Below are 16,225 nucleotides of genomic sequence, written 5' to 3'. Positions count from 1 at the left end.
CCACTGCCTACCCTCGAAAAAAGGTGCCTTGCCATGATCCCCCGCTATTCCCGCCCGGAAATGACTGCCATTTGGGAGCCAGCAACCAAGTTCCGCATTTGGTATGAAATCGAGGCGCATGCCTGTGACGCTCAGGCAGAGCTGGGTGTGATCCCGAAGGAAAACGCCGAGGCTGTCTGGAAAGCAAAGGATGTGGAGTTCGACGTGGCGCGGATCGATGAGATCGAGGCTGTCACCAAGCACGACGTTATTGCCTTTCTGACACATCTTGCCGAACACATCGGGTCCGAGGACGCGCGTTTTGTCCATCAGGGCATGACCTCTTCAGATGTGTTGGACACGACACTCAACGTGCAGCTTGTCCGTGCCGCCGATATCCTGATCGCTGACATGGACCGCGTGCTGGCGGCGCTAAAAGACCGCGCCCATGAGCACAAGGACACGGTCCGGATCGGACGCAGCCACGGTATCCACGCCGAACCCACGACAATGGGTCTGACCTTTGCCCGCTTTTATGCCGAAATGGATCGTGGCCGTGCCCGTCTTGTCAATGCACGCGAAGAAATCGCAACCGGCGCGATTTCCGGTGCGGTTGGCACATTCGCCAATATCGACCCGTTTGTTGAGGAACACGTCTGCGCGCAACTGGGCCTGAAACCTGAACCCATCAGCACACAAGTGATCCCGCGCGACCGTCACGCAATGTTCTTCGCCACGCTTGGTGTCATCGCATCGAGCATTGAAAACATCGCAACCGAAATCCGCCACATGCAGCGCACCGAAGTTCTGGAAGCCGAAGAATTCTTCTCAAAGGGGCAGAAGGGGTCTTCGGCGATGCCGCACAAACGCAACCCTGTCCTGACAGAGAACCTCACCGGCCTTGCCCGTCTGGTACGCATGTCCGTTGTGCCTGCAATGGAGAACGTCACGCTCTGGCATGAGCGTGATATCAGCCATTCATCCGTTGAGCGCGCCATCGGCCCCGACACGACCGTTACGCTGGATTTCGCACTTAACCGTCTAGCCGGTGTGATCGAGAAGCTTGTGATCTACCCTGACAATATGCTGGCCAATATGAATAAATTCCGCGGGTTGGTCATGTCTCAGCGCGTCTTGCTTGCCCTGACCCAAGCCGGTGTCAGCCGCGAGGACGCCTATCGCCTCGTGCAGCGTAATGCGATGAAGGTCTGGGAAGAAGGCAAGGACTTTAAAACCGAGCTTCTCGGCGATGACGATGTGCTGGCGGCACTGTCTGCCGAAGAGATCGAAGAGAAGTTCGACCTCGGCTACCATACCAAACATGTAGACACGATTTTTGCCCGCGTCTTTGGCACCTCGGCCTAACGGCCTTCTGCACGGTCCCGCCACCTAAGGCGGGACCGGTAAAGTCTGACTAAGCCATTATGCGGCTGTCGTTTGACCTAAGAAGTCAGGACGCAGCACATTGACATCATGGGGCTGCCGCTTGGCAGTGATCCCTGCCAGCTTGCCTTTCATGGCCACATACTTCCGGTTGTCATGCTCATTCACATATGGTTCGCCAATCGGGTAGACCGGATAACCAATCGTGCGCATGGTCCGTGCAAAAACCGGCGGGCAAAGTGCCATGATTTCGGTGGCGCCATGCTCTTCTGCCTGACGGCACACACCATCAAGCAACAGCCCCAGGCACTGTGACCGTTCCTTGTGGGTCCCAACCTCATCCGCAATTACGATGCGCGTCGCCTCCCAGACTGAAGGTGTCACTTCGGCCTCAGGCAGAATATCTTGCGGGATGCCGATCAGCTTTCCATCAACGGCGTCACGCAGCATGTAGGTATGCGAACCCCACTGCGCGGTTGTCGCCATCGTTCGCATGCCGCCGACAACTTTCCCATCTTTGACGGCGAGCGAGTAAAACGCCTTAGGGTTGTCGTATTGATCCATCTCGACATCCTCGTCATGTGGGATGTCCCAGCCCAGTTGATCGACGAAGAATTGCTTGCGAAGTGCGAGGTATTCGAAGAACGCCGTTCCGTGCTTGTGCAGCTCTGTCAGGTTAAAAGTAATGTTTTGCATGTGCTTCCCTCAGGTTGTAGCCTTTGTCCCAGATGACCCCACATTCATCCGCGCCGGCGACTTGCCGACAACCTAAGGTTAGCGTTAATTCTTCGCTAAGTGAAAAAAAACCGGGCGTTCTGACTAGATTAGACCGAACTGGTTGGCTAATGCGGCAGCTTGCGAGCCCGTTTTTGCACCAAGTTTCTTTTTGGCGTTCTTGAGCCTTTGCTTGACCGCACCCTCGCTCACATTCAACCTGTAGGCGATTTCTTTCAGTCGCAATCCGTCCTTCACCATACCCAGTGCTTCAAGCTCTGCTTTGGTCAGGTTGGTGGGTGGTGCTGCCTCGTGATGACGGCGCCGCAGGTAGGCCAGCAGCAGCTTTGACTCAAGCTCTGTAAATTCACGGTCAGATCGCGCAAAAGATGCAAAGGACCGCTGTGCATTTGCGCCGGAATCGAAGACCGACACCACAAGCCCGTAACGCAGGCCAAAGCTTTGCGCCTGTGACATGATATTGCGGGGATCGTCGATTTTCAGGTCGGACCAGCGGCATGTCCCGACATTGGCATAGGCCCACCTCAGGACAGGATCAAACAGCCCAAAACCGTTGACGGTATAGTGACGGACCCAATCGTCAGGAAGCTCGTTCACCTCTTCCATCGGGAACGCAAAGCCGATCCGCAAAGCAATGTAGTAACCTGCCGGCGCTAGCTGTCCAATCTCGTCAAGGCCGAGAAGATCTGACATATTTCTACCTCAAAGGTCCCCGACCGGCATAAAACAAAGTGTTTGTGGCATCAACGCTAATGCGACTAGAATAGGGGCGTTAGCATTTGGATAACACCAAATTGTGTATCATCTGCCCACCTACCCCAAGTTGAGTACAACATGTCGACGAATGAAACCATAGTTAGTGAAGCCCTCGGACGTCTCCATAAGTTGAGTCCCGCTGGATATGCACTCGGGTTTCATATCGAGCTGATGGCGCCCAAGTTTGTCTTTCAGACCTACCCGAAGGCATGGCTGGACCACTATTCCAGCAACGGATTGTTGATGGTTGATCCGATGGTTGCATGGGGTTTCTCGAACGAAGGAACAGAGCGCTGGTCGAACCTTGATGACAGCTCCGGCGTGATGAAACTCGCGTCTGAATACGGCATGAAGTTTGGTGCGGTTGTTGCCGTGAACACCAATGGAAGCCGCAGTTTGGGCGGCTTGGCGCGATCGGATCGCGAACTGACAGATGAAGAGATTGAACTGATCTTCAAGGACATGAAACTGATCCACGATGCGACCGCAGATACCTCCGAACTGAACGAGGCGACGCTTGCGCATCTCAAGAAGATGGCAGTCATGGTGACCCACCCCGGATCGTAGCGTTAGGCTAGACGAATTCTTTACCTCCTTCAGGCTAAGGCAGTCTGATGGAGACACCCAACACATATCCACTCACCCAGCGACAAAAAGCCGCCGCTGTCGTTCAACTCATGATTGAAACGGGCGATGGGATCGAACTGGCGAAACTGCCCGAATCGACACAAAGCGCGCTGACGGATGCTTTGGGGGACATCAGACGGATCAGCAGGCAGGATCTCGATGCGATTGTGGCCGAGTTTACCGCGGAAATCGAAAGCATCGGCCTGACTGCGCCAGGCTCACGGGACGGCGCGATTGAGGCACTCTCAGCGCATTTAAGCCCACCCTTGGCCGAAAGCCTGCGCCAACAGCTGACATCCGTGCGGGAAGGCGATCACTGGCCGCTGGTAGTGGACCTGCCAGAGGCGGAGATCGTCAAGATCATGCAAAACGAAAGCATTGAGGTTTCCGCAATCGTGCTGTCCAAAACCCAAGTCAGCAAAGCTGCCGCCGTTCTGTCCAAGCTTGAGGGGCCGCACGCCCGCGCCATCACATATGCAATGTCAAAGACAGCAGACGTCAAACCCGATGCAGTCCGCAGGATCGGGGCAGCACTGGCACAGGATTACGCGCGACCCAGCCCGCGCGCCTTTGATAAGCCTCCCGTGCAGCGGCTGGGTGCTGTTTTGAATGCGACACCATCAGAGACCCGCGAAGATGTGCTGGAACATCTTGATGCCCAGGATCGGCCCTTTGCCAGTGATGTCCGAAAGGCGATCTTCACGTTCAAGGATATCGCACCGCGTGTTCAGGCCACCGATATCCCGAACGTGATCCGCAACGTGGATAACACAGCACTCAGCACCGCCCTAGCTGCGGCCAGCGCGAGTGATGATGCACATGTAAAATCGGCAGAGTTTATCCTTTCCAGCCTTTCCCAAAGGATGGCCTCGCAGCTTCGCGATGAAATCGACGAGCGCGGCAAGGTGCAGAAAGACAAGGCAGAAGCAGCCATGGCAGAGGTCACGGCAGCCATTAGGGAAATGGTCGAGGCTGGACTGATCACCCTCAAAGACCCTGACGATGAACTCGCTCCAGATTGATCTTATGTCGATTGCGGCCTTAGCCACCCCTGCCCTGAAAATATGATTCACCCTGTTTCGGATTTGCGTTACGCTCACAAGCATGAGCACAACATCCAAATCCTTCGACGGGCGGCGCTGGCACGACATGGGCGGAACAGCCGCCGGGCCTGTACCTGACGCCTCACATGATTTCGCACTTTGGGAAAAACGCGTTGACGCCCTGCTGGTGATAGCGTCTTCAGAAGGTCATTTCACGGTCGATGGTCTGCGACGCGTCCTTGAAGATATGGGGGAAGAAGCGTTTGAAACCATGTCATACTACGAACGCTGGATTTCCTCGGTCAATCAGAACCTGATCGAAGCCGGTGTTTATACGACTGCCGAACTTGCCACCAAAATGACCGAGGTCGCCGCACGCGGCCCGACATATGGGGAGGCCGCAAGTGACTGAACGCACATATCTGCGGGTCCGTGAGGATATGCCGCCGGGCCACGTGAGAACGCCTGCCTACTTGCGCGGCAAAACAGGATGGATCGAACGCGAGCTTGGATCCTTTCCTAATCCCGAAGAACTCGCCTATCGCCACGCCGGAACCCCGACACCATTGCTGCGGGTCCGGTTTTCGATGGCGGAGGTATGGGGCGATGCGGCAGAGAATCCGCAAGACACGCTCGATGCTGAAATCTACGCCCACTGGCTTGCGCCTGCGGAGGCACCCCATGCCACATGATCACCATGACCACCTGTCACCATCAGGTCACCCCTATCGGCCGGATAACGATCACCCGCTTACCTATTGGCAGCAAATGGAAATCGCGGTGCGCGAGTTGCTGATCGAAAAGGGTGTGACCACAGCCGCAGAGATCAGCGCCCAAATTGACGCTATGGATGCGCGATCCCCTACTGATGGCGCAAAAGTCGTGGCGCGCGCGTGGACCGACCCTGCCTTTCGCGAGGCGTTGTTTGCCGACGCCAGTGCGGCAACGCGCGAGATGGGTTTTGATATCGGGCCCATGCGCCTGATTGCGCTTGAGAATACAGCAGAGGTCCATAACGTCGTCGTCTGCACCTTGTGTTCGTGCTATCCGCGCAATCTTTTGGGATTGCCGCCGGACTGGTACAAATCCCGCGCCTATCGCGCCCGCACCGTCAAGGAACCGCGCAAGGTGCTTGCGGAGTTTGGCGTCGATCTGCCCGATGGCACGACGGTCCGGGTGCACGACAGCACTGCCGATATGCGCTACGTGGTGATCCCGATGCGCCCTGAAGGGACAGAAGGGCTTGATGAGGAGGCGCTTGCCGCACTCGTCACCAGAGACAGCATGATCGGCACCGGACTGGCAAAGGCACCCTAACGCCCGTGGCAAAGACAACCTCAAGCTCAAAGGCCGCCGATTGGGTGACCGACCGTATGTTACGTGCGATGATTGCCGCGCTGAGGCGTCGCCCTTATGCGGAGCGCATCGCCCGTTTTGGACGCATCACAGCAAAGGCAATTGGGCCACTCTCTGGCTATACCAAGCGTGCCGAAAATAATCTGGCGCGGATCTATCCTGAAATGTCGGCCACCGAACGCCGTGCGCTTGCAGACGCCGTCTGCGACAACTTCGGTCGCAGCTTTATGGAATTCCAGTCATTTCGTGAGTTCACCGATCACGCGGCAGCCCTGCCCCCGGTCGGACCGGGACTGCCGGTTCTGGCAGAGGCAGCAGCGGCGAAACGGCCCGTGATCCTTGCCGGTGCGCACTTCGGCAACCCTGAAGCCCCAAGGCACGCCCTTTCCGCACTTGGCTACGAGATTGGCAGTCTCTACCGGCCCATGACCAACCCCTATTTCAACGAGCTTTACGTCGGCGCGCTTGAATCGCTCGGCGCGCCCTGCTTTGCCCAAGGCCGTCAAGGCACAATGGCTTTTGTCAAACACCTGAAGCGCGGCGGGATGGCAACGCTCTACTTTGACGTCTCAGCCGGTCACGAGCGCCTGCCTTTTCTGGGTCATAAGGCAAAGACGGCCATCTCGCTTGCCGAAATTGCATTACGGGTTGATGCGATTGTGATCCCAGTCTTTGGCATCCGCCAAGACGACGGTGTTTCATTCCAGATCGAGGTCGAAGCGCCAATTCCGCACACTACACCCGTTGAGATGATCCTCGCGCTCAATGCGCGGCTTGAGGCGCAGATTGCGCGTCATCCGTCACAATGGTTCTGGGTGCATCGGCGGTGGAAGGATGGCGGTCAGCCCTAGCGAAGCTGTGCTGCGCCAACGATGGGTCCATGACCAACAGACTGAAGCAACACCACAACCGGTTCGTCACCACTGATTGTCGCACGTAACCGCAACGCCTGACGTCCGTCCCACTGCGCGACCGCATCCCACGCCGTAACGATATTGGCATAGCTTATGGTGCGACCCGCGTTTTCGCCGCGCCGAATGTCGACGGTGGCTTTTGGCAAGTAGCGGACGATCTGCACCTCATACTGGCCGCGCGGGCCGGGATCAGCACCGATTGTCACTGTGTTGCCCTGACGCACGACTGACACGTCAAAGACCTGACCCAAGGCCAGATGACGCTCCACTGCGCCCATGACCTCGCCGGTGCGCGACCCGACAAGATGGTCCTGCCCGTTGATCACCATTTGAGGGGTATAAACGATCCGTTCATTGGCCGCCCTTGCATAACCGTGCTGGCGTTGGGTGTTTTCGGGCCGGCCAAAAATGTCTTTCCAACCGATGTAATCCCAATAGTCGACGTGAAGTGCGAGCGCGATCACGTCCTCTCGCGCGGCCAGATCATGCAAGAGCGCATCTGCAGGCGGACAAGAGCTGCACCCTTGCGAGGTGTAAAGCTCAACCACCACCGGACCATCCTCAGCGACGGCGTGCTGCGCGCTGAAAAAACCGAGAAATGACAGAACTGCGAAGAGAACGCGCATGACGGGCCTTTGGTTGAGTGATTTCATTCAGGTTTAGAGGCCTTGCGCTGAAATGACCAATCAACGAATTGCGAGTGTAGCGTTAAGATTATTTCAAACATCAAGGCTGTTGATCTTGATTGTGTGCAATAGTATACAGCGCGCGAAATCGCAGGATTCGCGATGCGTGCTTTTTGGCCCACATCGATCAGAAATGCCTGCAATGCTTTAGCCACGGAAGGGAAACGCATGCCAATTACAGTCGGCAAGGATACCGCACAAACCCGCAAGACCATGACGGTCGGCGATCAGTCAGTCGCTTATTATTCGATCCCCGCTGCCGAGGCTGCGGGTCTTGGTGACTTCTCCAAACTGCCTGCGGCCTTGAAGGTGGTTCTCGAAAACCTGCTGCGTTTTGAAGATGGCGGCTTTTCGGTTTCCGTCGACGATATCAAGGCGTTCTCGGAATGGGCCGACAAAGGTGGTAAGAACCCGCGTGAAATCGCCTACCGCCCTGCCCGCGTTCTGATGCAGGACTTCACCGGCGTGCCTGCGGTTGTTGACCTTGCCGCCATGCGCGACGGCATCGTGGCACTGGGTGGCGATGCGCAGCAGATCAACCCGCTGAACCCTGTCGATCTGGTCATCGACCACTCGGTTATGATCGACGAATTCGGCAACCCGCGTGCCTTCCAGATGAACGTGGATCGCGAGTATGAGCGCAACATGGAACGTTACCAGTTCCTGAAATGGGGTCAGGGCGCGTTCAACAACTTCCGCGTTGTGCCGCCAGGCACCGGCATCTGCCATCAGGTGAACCTTGAGTATCTGGCGCAGACCGTCTGGACAGACGAAGACCAGAATGGCGAAACAGTCGCTTATCCTGACACCCTCGTCGGTACAGACAGCCACACCACAATGGTCAACGGTCTGGCCGTCCTGGGCTGGGGCGTTGGCGGGATCGAAGCCGAAGCCGCCATGCTGGGCCAGCCGGTCTCGATGCTGATCCCTGAAGTCGTGGGTTTCGAGCTGACAGGCGAGATGGTCGAAGGCACAACAGGCACCGACCTCGTTCTGAAGGTCGTGGAAATGCTGCGTGAGCTTGGCGTTGTTGGCAAATTCGTCGAGTTCTATGGCGAAGGTCTTGACCGTCTGCCACTGGCCGACCGTGCGACAATCGCAAACATGGCGCCTGAATACGGTGCGACCTGTGGTTTCTTCCCGATTGACGGCGAAACGCTCCGCTACCTGCGCAACACCGGTCGCGACGAAGACCGCATTGCCTTGGTCGAAGCCTATGCCAAGGAAAACGGGTTCTGGCGTGATGAAAACTACGCGCCGATCTATTCGGACACTTTGCACCTCGACATGGGCACCATCGTGCCTGCGATCTCTGGTCCGAAGCGTCCGCAGGATTACACGCCGCTTGATCAGGCATCTTCTGCCTTCATGGACGTGGTCAACGAATATCGCGGCATCGACAGCAGCGATGCCGCTGACAAGATGGCATCCGAGGGCCCTGCCCCCAAAGAGCCAATGGACCCGCGCAAGAGCCAACCTGTCGCTGGTGAGGAATACGAATTGCGCGACGGCTCGGTTGTGATCGCCTCGATTACGTCCTGCACGAACACATCGAACCCTTACGTGATGATCGGCGCAGGTCTGGTCGCGCGCAAGGCCCGCGAACTGGGCCTGAACCGCAAACCTTGGGTCAAGACATCTCTCGCACCGGGTTCGCAGGTTGTATCGGAATACCTCGAAGCCGCTGGCCTGCAGGAAGACCTTGATGCGATCGGTTTCAACCTTGTGGGTTACGGGTGCACGACCTGTATCGGTAACTCCGGTCCGATCCAGAAAGAGCTGTCAGAGGCCATCGCCGAAGGCGATCTGATCGCAACCTCCGTGCTGTCAGGCAACCGCAACTTCGAAGGCCGGATCTCGCCTGATGTGCGCGCCAACTACCTTGCCTCGCCGCCGCTTGTCGTGGCTTACGCGCTGGCTGGCGATATGAATATTGACCTCACGAATGACCCGCTGGGTCAGGACAAGGACGGCAATGATGTCTACCTCAAGGACATCTGGCCGACCTCTGCCGAGATCAATGAACTGGTCGAGAAAACCGTCACACGCGAAGCCTTCCAGAAGAAATACGCTGACGTCTTCAAGGGTGATGAAAAGTGGCAGGCTGTCGAAACCTCCACTGGCGAGACCTACGATTGGCCGGCGACATCAACCTATGTCCAGAACCCGCCTTACTTCCAGGGTATGTCGAAGGACGCAGGCTCTATCAACGACGTTGTTGATGCCAAGGTTCTGGCGGTTCTTGGTGACATGGTTACAACCGACCACATCTCCCCTGCAGGCTCGTTCAAGGAAAGCACACCAGCAGGTCAGTATCTGATCGAACGTCAGGTGCCTGTGCGCGAGTTCAACAGCTACGGATCGCGCCGTGGTAACCACGAGATCATGATGCGCGGCACATTTGCCAACATCCGCATCAAGAACGAGATGCTCGACGGTGTCGAAGGTGGCTACACCAAAGGACCTGACGGCGAACAGACGTCGATCTTTGAAGCCTCAATGGCGCATCAGGCCAACGGCACACCACTCGTTATCTTCGGTGGCGAGCAGTATGGTGCGGGTTCATCGCGCGACTGGGCAGCCAAAGGCACATCCCTGCTGGGCGTCAAGGCCGTCATCGCGGAATCATTTGAACGTATCCACCGGTCTAACCTGGTTGGTATGGGCGTTGTCCCGTTCGAGTTCACCGGCGGTGATACACGCAAGTCGCTCGGTCTGACCGGCGAGGAAACCGTGACCATTGAGGGACTTGAGACCGTGAAGCCTTTGCAGGACGTCACAGCCAAGATCGAGATGGCCGACGGTTCGGTCAAAGAGGTGACACTTAAGTGTCGTATCGATACGGCCGTCGAGATTGAATACATCCAGAGCGGTGGTGTGCTGCACTACGTTCTGCGCAATCTCGCCAAGGCAGCCTAAGCGCCACAACAAACACATTGAAAGGCCCGGGGGTAACAATCCCGGGCCTTTTGCATTGGTGCAATCGCCGGAGCCTCCGGCGGGAGTATTTTTGGCAAAATGATGAAGGGCGCTTGGCCCTTATTCCATCGCTTTCGCGAGTTCAGGCAAAAACCGCTGTTCATAGTCAGAGCCGACCAGCGGGCCGACAAACCGGAAAAGCACAGTCCCATCCCCGTCGACAATAAATGTCTCAGGCGGTGCGGTGACGCCCCAGTCAATTGCAACACGTCCGCGCAGGTCAAACCCGGTGGCAAAGAACGGGTCTTCGTAGTCGATCAGATATTGCGAGGCCTGTTCCTGCTGGTCGCGAAAATTGAGACCAGCAATCCGGTAGCCCTGCGCCTCGAGGTCGAGCAGGTTGGGATGCTCTGCGCGGCATGGCGGACACCAGCTTGCCCAGAAATTGACGATGGTAATGTCGCCGGTCCGCAAATCCGCATCCGTAATCTGTGTGGTGCCGTTCACCGCCTCTGACGGCACAGGTGGCGCGGGGTTGCCGATAAACGTCGAAGGAAGCTCGTCAGGGTTGTCACGCAACATCCCGGCAATCGCCAAACCGGCGAAGGCTGCAAATATGGCCGGCGGCAGGATCATAAGTGGCGAGATCTTAGCCATTTCTTTCGACATCCTCCAAGGCGGCACGCACTTTGATGTAGCGGCGATAGCTCATCCAGATGAGGGCCACCAGCAGCGCAATGCTCACCGCATAGGCTGACAGGACTTCTGCGGCATAAGCTCCAAGATCAGGCACGGCGCGCCCTCGCTTCCAAGGCGCGCATCCGGCGTGCGCGGATTTCGGTACGGGTGCGCATCAGCACCAGAGCGATGAAGAGCAGCACAAAGCCTGCAATGCAGACGAGCAAAGGAAACCAGAATACATCCGAGATGTTCTCTTCCTTGTCGAGTGACAGCGATGCCCCCTGATGCAGTCCCTGATTCCAGAAGAGCACAGCATACCGCGACAGGATCGCAAAGACCGATCCCACCATGCAAAGCACGCTGGTCAGATCAGCCGCCGTATCGGGATCCTCAATCGCTTCCCACAGGGCGATATAGCCAAGATAAAAGAGAAACAGGATCAAAAACGACGTCAGCCTGGGATCCCACGCCCAGTAGGTGCCCCACATCGGCTGCCCCCAGATGCCGCCGGTAAAGAGCGCAATCAGGGTAAAGACCACCCCCACAGGCGCTGCCGCACGGGCCGCAAGGGCGGACACGTGATGCCGTCTGACGACCCAGATCAGTGAGGCGACCAGCATCATGATCCAGGCGTTGATGGCCATCAGTGCCGAAGGCACATGCAGGTAGATGATCTTGACGGTCGAGCCTTGCCGGAAGTCATCAGGCGTAAAGAAGAAGCCCCAAATCAGCCCCACGACCAGGCATATGCCAGCCAGGGCAAATGTCCATGGCAACACCGGACGGGTCCAGCCCATGAACTTCTTCGGATTGGCATATTCCCACATCGACATGACCGGTTATCTAGCCTTCCTCATAGTGCCCAACAATCCCCCTTCACCGCAGATTGATGCGCAACGTCGCCGCAGTTGCGAAAGGGAGCAATGCAAAACAGCCTGCTGTGATCCCGCCCATCAACATCAGTGCCCCAGTCGGGTCGAGGCCTTCTGCGCCACGGCGCACAGCCTCGGCCCCGAAGATCAGGGTCGGGACATAAAGTGGAAGAACCAAGAGCGACAAGAGCAGCCCGCCGCGGCGCAACCCCACGGTCAGCGCCGCACCAAAGGTACCAATCATCGACAAGGCAGGCGTGCCGATCAGAAGCGAGAGCAGAAGGTAGAAATATGCCTCAGGTGCAAGGCTGAGCAGGAACCCGAGGACAGGTGCCGCAAAGGTCAGTGGCAGGCCTGTCGTGATCCAATGCGCCAGCGCCTTTGTCATCGCGACGCCCTCCATAGGAAGCGGAGAGGTCGCAAGCAGCGCCAGCGATCCATCCTCGTAGTCAAGCGCGAAAATCCGGTCGAGCGACAGCAAGGCAGCAAGCAGCGAAGCCACCCAAAGGATACCAGGCGCGATTCGCGACAGAAGCGCAGTCTCTGGTCCGACGCCGAACGGCACAAGCACAACCACAATGAGAAAGAAGGCAAGCCCCAGACCAAAGCCCCCACCTGCCCTGATCGCCAGCCGCAGGTCACGCCACAAAAGCGCAATCACAGGAAGGCCTCATCCGCGCCGCCTTCGGCATCAGGTGCTGCTTTAAACGGTGTCAGATCGAGCTCTGGCGCCGCGATGCCAAGGTCGATATGCGTTGCAATAACGGCCACGCCGCCCGAGGCCAGATGCTTGTCCTGCAACCAACTTGCAAAAAGCCTCACGGAGAAGCCGTCGAGCGACACAGTCGGTTCGTCCAGAAAAAGCACCTTGCGGCCAATCACGCCCAACCGTGCCAGTCCCAGACGCCGCTTTTGTCCGGCTGACAAGGTCCCGCCCATACGGTTTTTCAGATCGGCCAAATCGAAGGTTTCCAGAATGTCACCAGGGAGTGTCGCACCGTGCACATCGGCCCAGAACTTGAGGTTCTCGGTCACCGTGAGCGCGGTCTTGATGCCGTCAGCATGGCTTGCGTAGGCGCCTTCATCCTCAGGGTAGCTCACTTCGCCTTCAATCGCGGGCTGCAGACCGGCAAGGGTCCGCAAGAGCGTGGTTTTCCCGATACCGTTTGGCCCGCGCAGAATAAGCGCATGGCCTGCCTCGACAGAGAAGCTGACATCAGCGAGGACTGGCACGCCGCCTCGGGCGCAGGTCACGCCAGAGACAGTCAGCATCAGACCGGCAGCAAGGCGACCGCCACGCGGCGCCCCTCTGACAAAAGCACATTGTAGGTGCGGCACGCCGCCGGTGACGCCATGGCCTCTACCCCGATACCTGCGTCCTCGAGGGTTTCGCGAAAGGTTTTTGGGGGATGCGCGATTTCAGCACCTGTTCCGACAAAGAGGACGTCGATGTCGCCAACCACACCAAGCACAGTGTCGACGTCGTCAAACCCGCCCCAGGTTTTCACGCCTGATGGCAGCACAACAACCGGTCCGTCGTGTTTTTGGCCACCAATCCGGAAAAAGCCCGGCCCGTAGCCATCGATTGGCACCGCGTCATTGTAGCTGATTTCGTTAAGGCGCATGGCTGCTCCTTCAGGTGTCGATGTGACCGTAGCGGGTGCCCGCGCTTGGGTCCTTCTTGGACCAGTCGCGTTTTACGCCCAAGACCAAGAGGATCGCCGACGCAACGAAGATCGACGAATAGGTGCCGATAATCACGCCCCAGATCATCGCAAAGACGAAACCGCGGATCACGTCACCGCCGAGCACAAAAAGCGAAATGAGCGCCAGAAGTGTCGTGACCGAGGTCATCAATGTCCGGCTAAGCGTTTCATTGATCGAGAGGTTCAAAACCTCCTTGAGGTCTTTTTTCTTGTACTTGCGCAGGTTCTCGCGGACGCGGTCAAAGACAACCACAGTGTCGTTGATCGAATAGCCGACGATTGTCAGCAGGGCTGCGATGATCGCCAAATCGAATTTGATCTGAAGCTCACTGAAGATACCAATCGTCAGGATCACATCGTGACTGAGCGCCAAAACAGCACCGATGGCAAACTGCCATTCAAACCGCAGCCAGATGTAGAGCAGGATCGCGACAACCGCCAAAGCGACAGCGATAATCGCAGTCTGGATCAATTCGCCAGACACCTTTGGCCCAACAGATTCTACCGATGGGAAAAGCATGTCGGGGTCAAGCGTCCTAAGCGCAGCTTGGATCGCCTCGATCGTTTCTGATGCAATCCGTTCATCGCCTTCTTGCGCCTGAATGCGCACCATCGCGACGAATTGGTTTTCTTCAAAGGTTGGATCGAAGACTTCGGCGATTGAAACATCACCAAGCTCAAGCGGTTCCAGAACAGCGCGGTAAGCAGCCACATCAACAGGCTGCTCTGATTGGGTTCTGATGCTCGTCCCACCCTGAAAGTCGATCCCGTAATTCAGCCCTTGGATCAGGAATGATGCGAAAGCGATCACCATCGCAACCATGGAAATGCCAAGCCAGATGCGGGCGCGGCTGAAAAAGTCGATGGAGGTGTTTTCGCGAACCAGTCTCAGACGCATATCAGACCTCGATTGTCTTTGGGCGGGTGCGCGAGAACCAGATCACGATCAGGGACCGTGTGACGAAAATCGCGGTGAAAACGGATGTGATGATGCCAAAACCCAAGGTCACGGCGAAACCACTGACGGGGCCTGACCCCATGGTGAAAAGGATCACAGCAGTAATGAACGTGGTGATGTTGGCGTCAATGATGGACGACAGGGCCTTTTCATAACCAAGCTCGATTGCGCGTGCAGGCCCCTTGGCTGTCTTGAGTTCTTCACGGATCCGCTCGAAGACGATGACATTGGCATCCACGGCCATACCAATCGTCAGCACGATCCCCGCAATACCCGGCAGCGTCAGCGTTGCCCCGACGATGCTCAACAGCCCGAAGATCAGCCCGACGTTGATCACAAGCGCGATATTGGCGAAAAGCCCGAAAAGACCGTAGCTCAACATCATGTAAACAAGGATCGCGATCCCGGCGACGATACAGGCCACCTGCCCGGCCGCAATGCTGTCAGCACCCAGTTCAGGGCCAATGGTGCGTTCTTCAAGAAACTCAAGTTCCGCCGGCAGCGCACCCGCTCTTAGCAAAACAGCGAGGTTGGTTGCTTCTTCGACGGTGAAGTTGCCGGTGATAATGCCTGAGCCCCCTGGAATATGGCTCTGGATGGTCGGCGCCGAAATGACTTCGTTGTCGAGAACAATCGCGAAGGGGCTCCCGATGTTCTCAAGCGTGTAATCGCCAAACTCGCGCGCCGCTGACGTGTTGAACCGGAAGCCGACAGCAGGACGGCCATTCTGGTCAAAATCAAGCTGAGCGTTTTCCAGATCTTCGCCAGTCACCACCGGACGGCGTTCGATAATGTAAAAGACATTCGGCTCATCGAGGGCCGGCACAACGATATTGCCGGTTCCCGCAGACGCATCTGCTTCGGCCGTGCGCCCGACAACGGGATTGAACGTCAGCTGTGCCGTCGTTCCCAGAAGTTCGATAATCTCATTGGCGGACCCGACACCCGGCACTTGCACCAAAATCCGGTCAGACCCTTGTCGCTGGATCGTGGGCTCACGCGTGCCGACCTCGTCGATCCGGCGTCTGATGATTTCGAGCGTTTGCAGGATCGTGCGCTCGTTCATCGCCACGATTTCTGCCTCCGACAAGGTGATCGTCAGGAGCGTGCCGTCAATCGAGACATCAATGTTTGTGGCAGCCGCCCCTGTGAAAGAGGCAACTGGCGTGGCCAGGCCACGCACGATTTGAAACGCCTCAGTTGCGCCAGCCTCTTCAGAGATGCGAACGCGTAATTCGGTTGGCGGGCTGTCCTCGCGGGTCACAAAACCGACTGAGTTGCGCTCGGCGGCAAGCGCGTCGCGCACCGTTGGCCAGAACCCTTCGAGAAACGACGCGTGCACATCCTCAACCTGCACCTCGACCAGAAGATGCGCGCCACCACGCAAATCAAGCCCAAGATTGACCAGACCGGACGGCAGGAATTCCGGCCAGAGGCTCGCATCCTCTTGCAATGCGGCGTTGGTTTGCCCCGTTTCAATGATCGCCATGGCGTCATTGTGGGTCTCGACGCGCGAGTAAAACGCATTGGGCATGGCGAAAACCAAGCCAACGACGACCGTAAGCCAGATCATCACAAGCTTGGGGAACGAAATATTGAGCATCAGCAGC

19 protein-coding genes are annotated in these 16,225 nt (G+C 57.3%); 8 read left to right on the top strand and 11 right to left on the bottom strand.

Features of this window, described 5'->3' with window-relative positions; genetic code table 11:
• Nucleotides 1-33: 33 nt before the first annotated feature.
• On the top strand, nucleotides 34-1,344 hold the full coding sequence (purB, locus tag BM316_RS04655; protein ID WP_090204568.1) for an adenylosuccinate lyase: 1,311 nt from the start codon (nucleotides 34-36) through the stop codon (nucleotides 1,342-1,344).
• A 57-nt stretch (nucleotides 1,345-1,401) separates the two neighbouring features.
• Here purB and BM316_RS04650 read toward each other — a convergent pair whose 3' ends face one another.
• A complete protein-coding gene (locus BM316_RS04650) occupies nucleotides 1,402-2,058 on the bottom strand; it encodes an acyl-homoserine-lactone synthase (RefSeq protein ID WP_090204565.1) in 657 nt (218 codons plus the stop codon).
• Between the two features lie 123 nt (nucleotides 2,059-2,181).
• A complete protein-coding gene (locus tag BM316_RS04645; protein ID WP_090204563.1) occupies nucleotides 2,182-2,790 on the bottom strand; it encodes a helix-turn-helix transcriptional regulator in 609 nt (202 codons plus the stop codon).
• Nucleotides 2,791-2,931: 141 nt separating this feature from the next.
• On the opposite strand from BM316_RS04645, the gene BM316_RS04640 reads away from it, so the two are divergent.
• The 6 genes from BM316_RS04640 (at nucleotide 2,932) to BM316_RS04615 (ending at nucleotide 6,730) form a co-directional block, all read left to right on the top strand.
• Nucleotides 2,932-3,420 (top strand): autoinducer binding domain-containing protein, encoded by a 489-nt coding sequence (locus tag BM316_RS04640; RefSeq protein ID WP_090204560.1) that lies wholly within the window; start codon nucleotides 2,932-2,934, stop codon nucleotides 3,418-3,420.
• A 47-nt stretch (nucleotides 3,421-3,467) separates the two neighbouring features.
• Complete coding sequence (locus tag BM316_RS04635) at nucleotides 3,468-4,502, top strand: FliG C-terminal domain-containing protein (protein ID WP_090204558.1); 1,035 nt, start codon at nucleotides 3,468-3,470, stop codon at nucleotides 4,500-4,502.
• Nucleotides 4,503-4,629: 127 nt separating this feature from the next.
• Nucleotides 4,630-4,935, top strand: a complete 306-nt coding sequence (locus BM316_RS16830; RefSeq protein ID WP_090207545.1) for an SH3-like domain-containing protein — start codon at nucleotides 4,630-4,632, stop codon at nucleotides 4,933-4,935.
• A complete protein-coding gene (locus tag BM316_RS16825; RefSeq protein WP_090204554.1) occupies nucleotides 4,913-5,215 on the top strand; it encodes an SH3-like domain-containing protein in 303 nt (100 codons plus the stop codon). Before BM316_RS16830 ends, BM316_RS16825 begins: the two co-directional genes overlap by 23 nt.
• The gene (gene nthA / locus BM316_RS04620; protein ID WP_090204551.1) at nucleotides 5,205-5,840 is read left to right on the top strand and encodes a nitrile hydratase subunit alpha; all 636 of its coding nucleotides are present in this window, start codon (nucleotides 5,205-5,207) and stop codon (nucleotides 5,838-5,840) included. Before BM316_RS16825 ends, nthA begins: the two co-directional genes overlap by 11 nt.
• Before the next feature lie 5 nt (nucleotides 5,841-5,845).
• Entirely contained in the window at nucleotides 5,846-6,730 is an 885-nt protein-coding gene (locus tag BM316_RS04615; RefSeq protein ID WP_242649750.1) for a lysophospholipid acyltransferase family protein, read from the top strand.
• Here the strand turns inward: BM316_RS04615 and BM316_RS04610 are convergent.
• On the bottom strand, nucleotides 6,727-7,446 hold the full coding sequence (locus tag BM316_RS04610) for a DUF1223 domain-containing protein (protein ID WP_242649749.1): 720 nt from the start codon (nucleotides 7,444-7,446) through the stop codon (nucleotides 6,727-6,729). The genes BM316_RS04615 and BM316_RS04610 overlap by 4 nt on opposite strands.
• A 201-nt stretch (nucleotides 7,447-7,647) precedes the next feature.
• On the opposite strand from BM316_RS04610, the gene acnA reads away from it, so the two are divergent.
• Complete coding sequence (acnA, locus tag BM316_RS04600; protein ID WP_090204545.1) at nucleotides 7,648-10,398, top strand: aconitate hydratase AcnA; 2,751 nt, start codon at nucleotides 7,648-7,650, stop codon at nucleotides 10,396-10,398.
• Between the two features lie 120 nt (nucleotides 10,399-10,518).
• Here acnA and BM316_RS04595 read toward each other — a convergent pair whose 3' ends face one another.
• The 8 genes from BM316_RS04595 to secD are packed head-to-tail and all read right to left on the bottom strand — an operon-like array spanning nucleotide 10,519 to nucleotide 16,218.
• Nucleotides 10,519-11,055: a DsbE family thiol:disulfide interchange protein gene (locus BM316_RS04595; protein ID WP_090204542.1), complete on the bottom strand. Its 537-nt coding sequence runs from the start codon at nucleotides 11,053-11,055 to the stop codon at nucleotides 10,519-10,521.
• A complete protein-coding gene (gene ccmD, locus BM316_RS04590) occupies nucleotides 11,048-11,191 on the bottom strand; it encodes a heme exporter protein CcmD (RefSeq protein ID WP_090204540.1) in 144 nt (47 codons plus the stop codon). The genes BM316_RS04595 and ccmD overlap by 8 nt, the downstream gene beginning before the upstream one ends.
• Complete coding sequence (locus BM316_RS04585) at nucleotides 11,184-11,912, bottom strand: heme ABC transporter permease (RefSeq protein ID WP_165606538.1); 729 nt, start codon at nucleotides 11,910-11,912, stop codon at nucleotides 11,184-11,186. Before BM316_RS04585 ends, ccmD begins: the two co-directional genes overlap by 8 nt.
• Before the next feature lie 43 nt (nucleotides 11,913-11,955).
• Nucleotides 11,956-12,612, bottom strand: a complete 657-nt coding sequence (gene ccmB / locus BM316_RS04580; protein ID WP_090204537.1) for a heme exporter protein CcmB — start codon at nucleotides 12,610-12,612, stop codon at nucleotides 11,956-11,958.
• On the bottom strand, nucleotides 12,609-13,223 hold the full coding sequence (ccmA, locus tag BM316_RS04575) for a heme ABC exporter ATP-binding protein CcmA (RefSeq protein ID WP_090204534.1): 615 nt from the start codon (nucleotides 13,221-13,223) through the stop codon (nucleotides 12,609-12,611). Before ccmA ends, ccmB begins: the two co-directional genes overlap by 4 nt.
• Nucleotides 13,223-13,576, bottom strand: a complete 354-nt coding sequence (locus BM316_RS04570; RefSeq protein ID WP_090204531.1) for an Mth938-like domain-containing protein — start codon at nucleotides 13,574-13,576, stop codon at nucleotides 13,223-13,225. Before BM316_RS04570 ends, ccmA begins: the two co-directional genes overlap by 1 nt.
• Before the next feature lie 10 nt (nucleotides 13,577-13,586).
• Nucleotides 13,587-14,555, bottom strand: a complete 969-nt coding sequence (secF, locus tag BM316_RS04565; RefSeq protein WP_090204529.1) for a protein translocase subunit SecF — start codon at nucleotides 14,553-14,555, stop codon at nucleotides 13,587-13,589.
• Nucleotide 14,556: 1 nt separating this feature from the next.
• Nucleotides 14,557-16,218: a protein translocase subunit SecD gene (gene secD / locus BM316_RS04560; protein WP_090204526.1), complete on the bottom strand. Its 1,662-nt coding sequence runs from the start codon at nucleotides 16,216-16,218 to the stop codon at nucleotides 14,557-14,559.
• Between the last annotated feature and the right edge of the window lie 7 nt (nucleotides 16,219-16,225).

The sequence above is a fragment of the Yoonia litorea genome (genome assembly GCF_900114675.1).
Classification (GTDB): domain Bacteria; phylum Pseudomonadota; class Alphaproteobacteria; order Rhodobacterales; family Rhodobacteraceae; genus Yoonia; species Yoonia litorea.
The sequence above is the reverse complement of the archived record's forward strand: the minus strand, read 5'-3'. Positions and strand labels throughout refer to the sequence as shown.

Excerpts from the sequence above, each read along its gene's own strand:
- nthA (WP_090204551.1), top strand. The coding sequence starts at position 5,205 with ATGCCACATGATCACCATGACCACCTGTCACCATCAGGTCACCCCTAT.
- BM316_RS04650 (WP_090204565.1), bottom strand. The coding sequence starts at position 2,058 with ATGCAAAACATTACTTTTAACCTGACAGAGCTGCACAAGCACGGAACG.
- BM316_RS16825 (WP_090204554.1), top strand. The coding sequence starts at position 4,913 with ATGGGGAGGCCGCAAGTGACTGAACGCACATATCTGCGGGTCCGTGAG.
- BM316_RS04585 (WP_165606538.1), bottom strand. The coding sequence starts at position 11,912 with ATGTCGATGTGGGAATATGCCAATCCGAAGAAGTTCATGGGCTGGACC.
- BM316_RS04640 (WP_090204560.1), top strand. The coding sequence starts at position 2,932 with ATGTCGACGAATGAAACCATAGTTAGTGAAGCCCTCGGACGTCTCCAT.
- BM316_RS04635 (WP_090204558.1), top strand. The coding sequence starts at position 3,468 with ATGGAGACACCCAACACATATCCACTCACCCAGCGACAAAAAGCCGCC.
- BM316_RS16830 (WP_090207545.1), top strand. The coding sequence starts at position 4,630 with ATGGGCGGAACAGCCGCCGGGCCTGTACCTGACGCCTCACATGATTTC.
- BM316_RS04595 (WP_090204542.1), bottom strand. The coding sequence starts at position 11,055 with ATGGCTAAGATCTCGCCACTTATGATCCTGCCGCCGGCCATATTTGCA.
- secF (WP_090204529.1), bottom strand. The coding sequence starts at position 14,555 with ATGCGTCTGAGACTGGTTCGCGAAAACACCTCCATCGACTTTTTCAGC.
- acnA (WP_090204545.1), top strand. The coding sequence starts at position 7,648 with ATGCCAATTACAGTCGGCAAGGATACCGCACAAACCCGCAAGACCATG.
- BM316_RS04645 (WP_090204563.1), bottom strand. The coding sequence starts at position 2,790 with ATGTCAGATCTTCTCGGCCTTGACGAGATTGGACAGCTAGCGCCGGCA.
- BM316_RS04570 (WP_090204531.1), bottom strand. The coding sequence starts at position 13,576 with ATGCGCCTTAACGAAATCAGCTACAATGACGCGGTGCCAATCGATGGC.
- secD (WP_090204526.1), bottom strand. The coding sequence starts at position 16,218 with ATGCTCAATATTTCGTTCCCCAAGCTTGTGATGATCTGGCTTACGGTC.
- BM316_RS04610 (WP_242649749.1), bottom strand. The coding sequence starts at position 7,446 with ATGAAATCACTCAACCAAAGGCCCGTCATGCGCGTTCTCTTCGCAGTT.
- ccmA (WP_090204534.1), bottom strand. The coding sequence starts at position 13,223 with ATGCTGACTGTCTCTGGCGTGACCTGCGCCCGAGGCGGCGTGCCAGTC.
- purB (WP_090204568.1), top strand. The coding sequence starts at position 34 with ATGATCCCCCGCTATTCCCGCCCGGAAATGACTGCCATTTGGGAGCCA.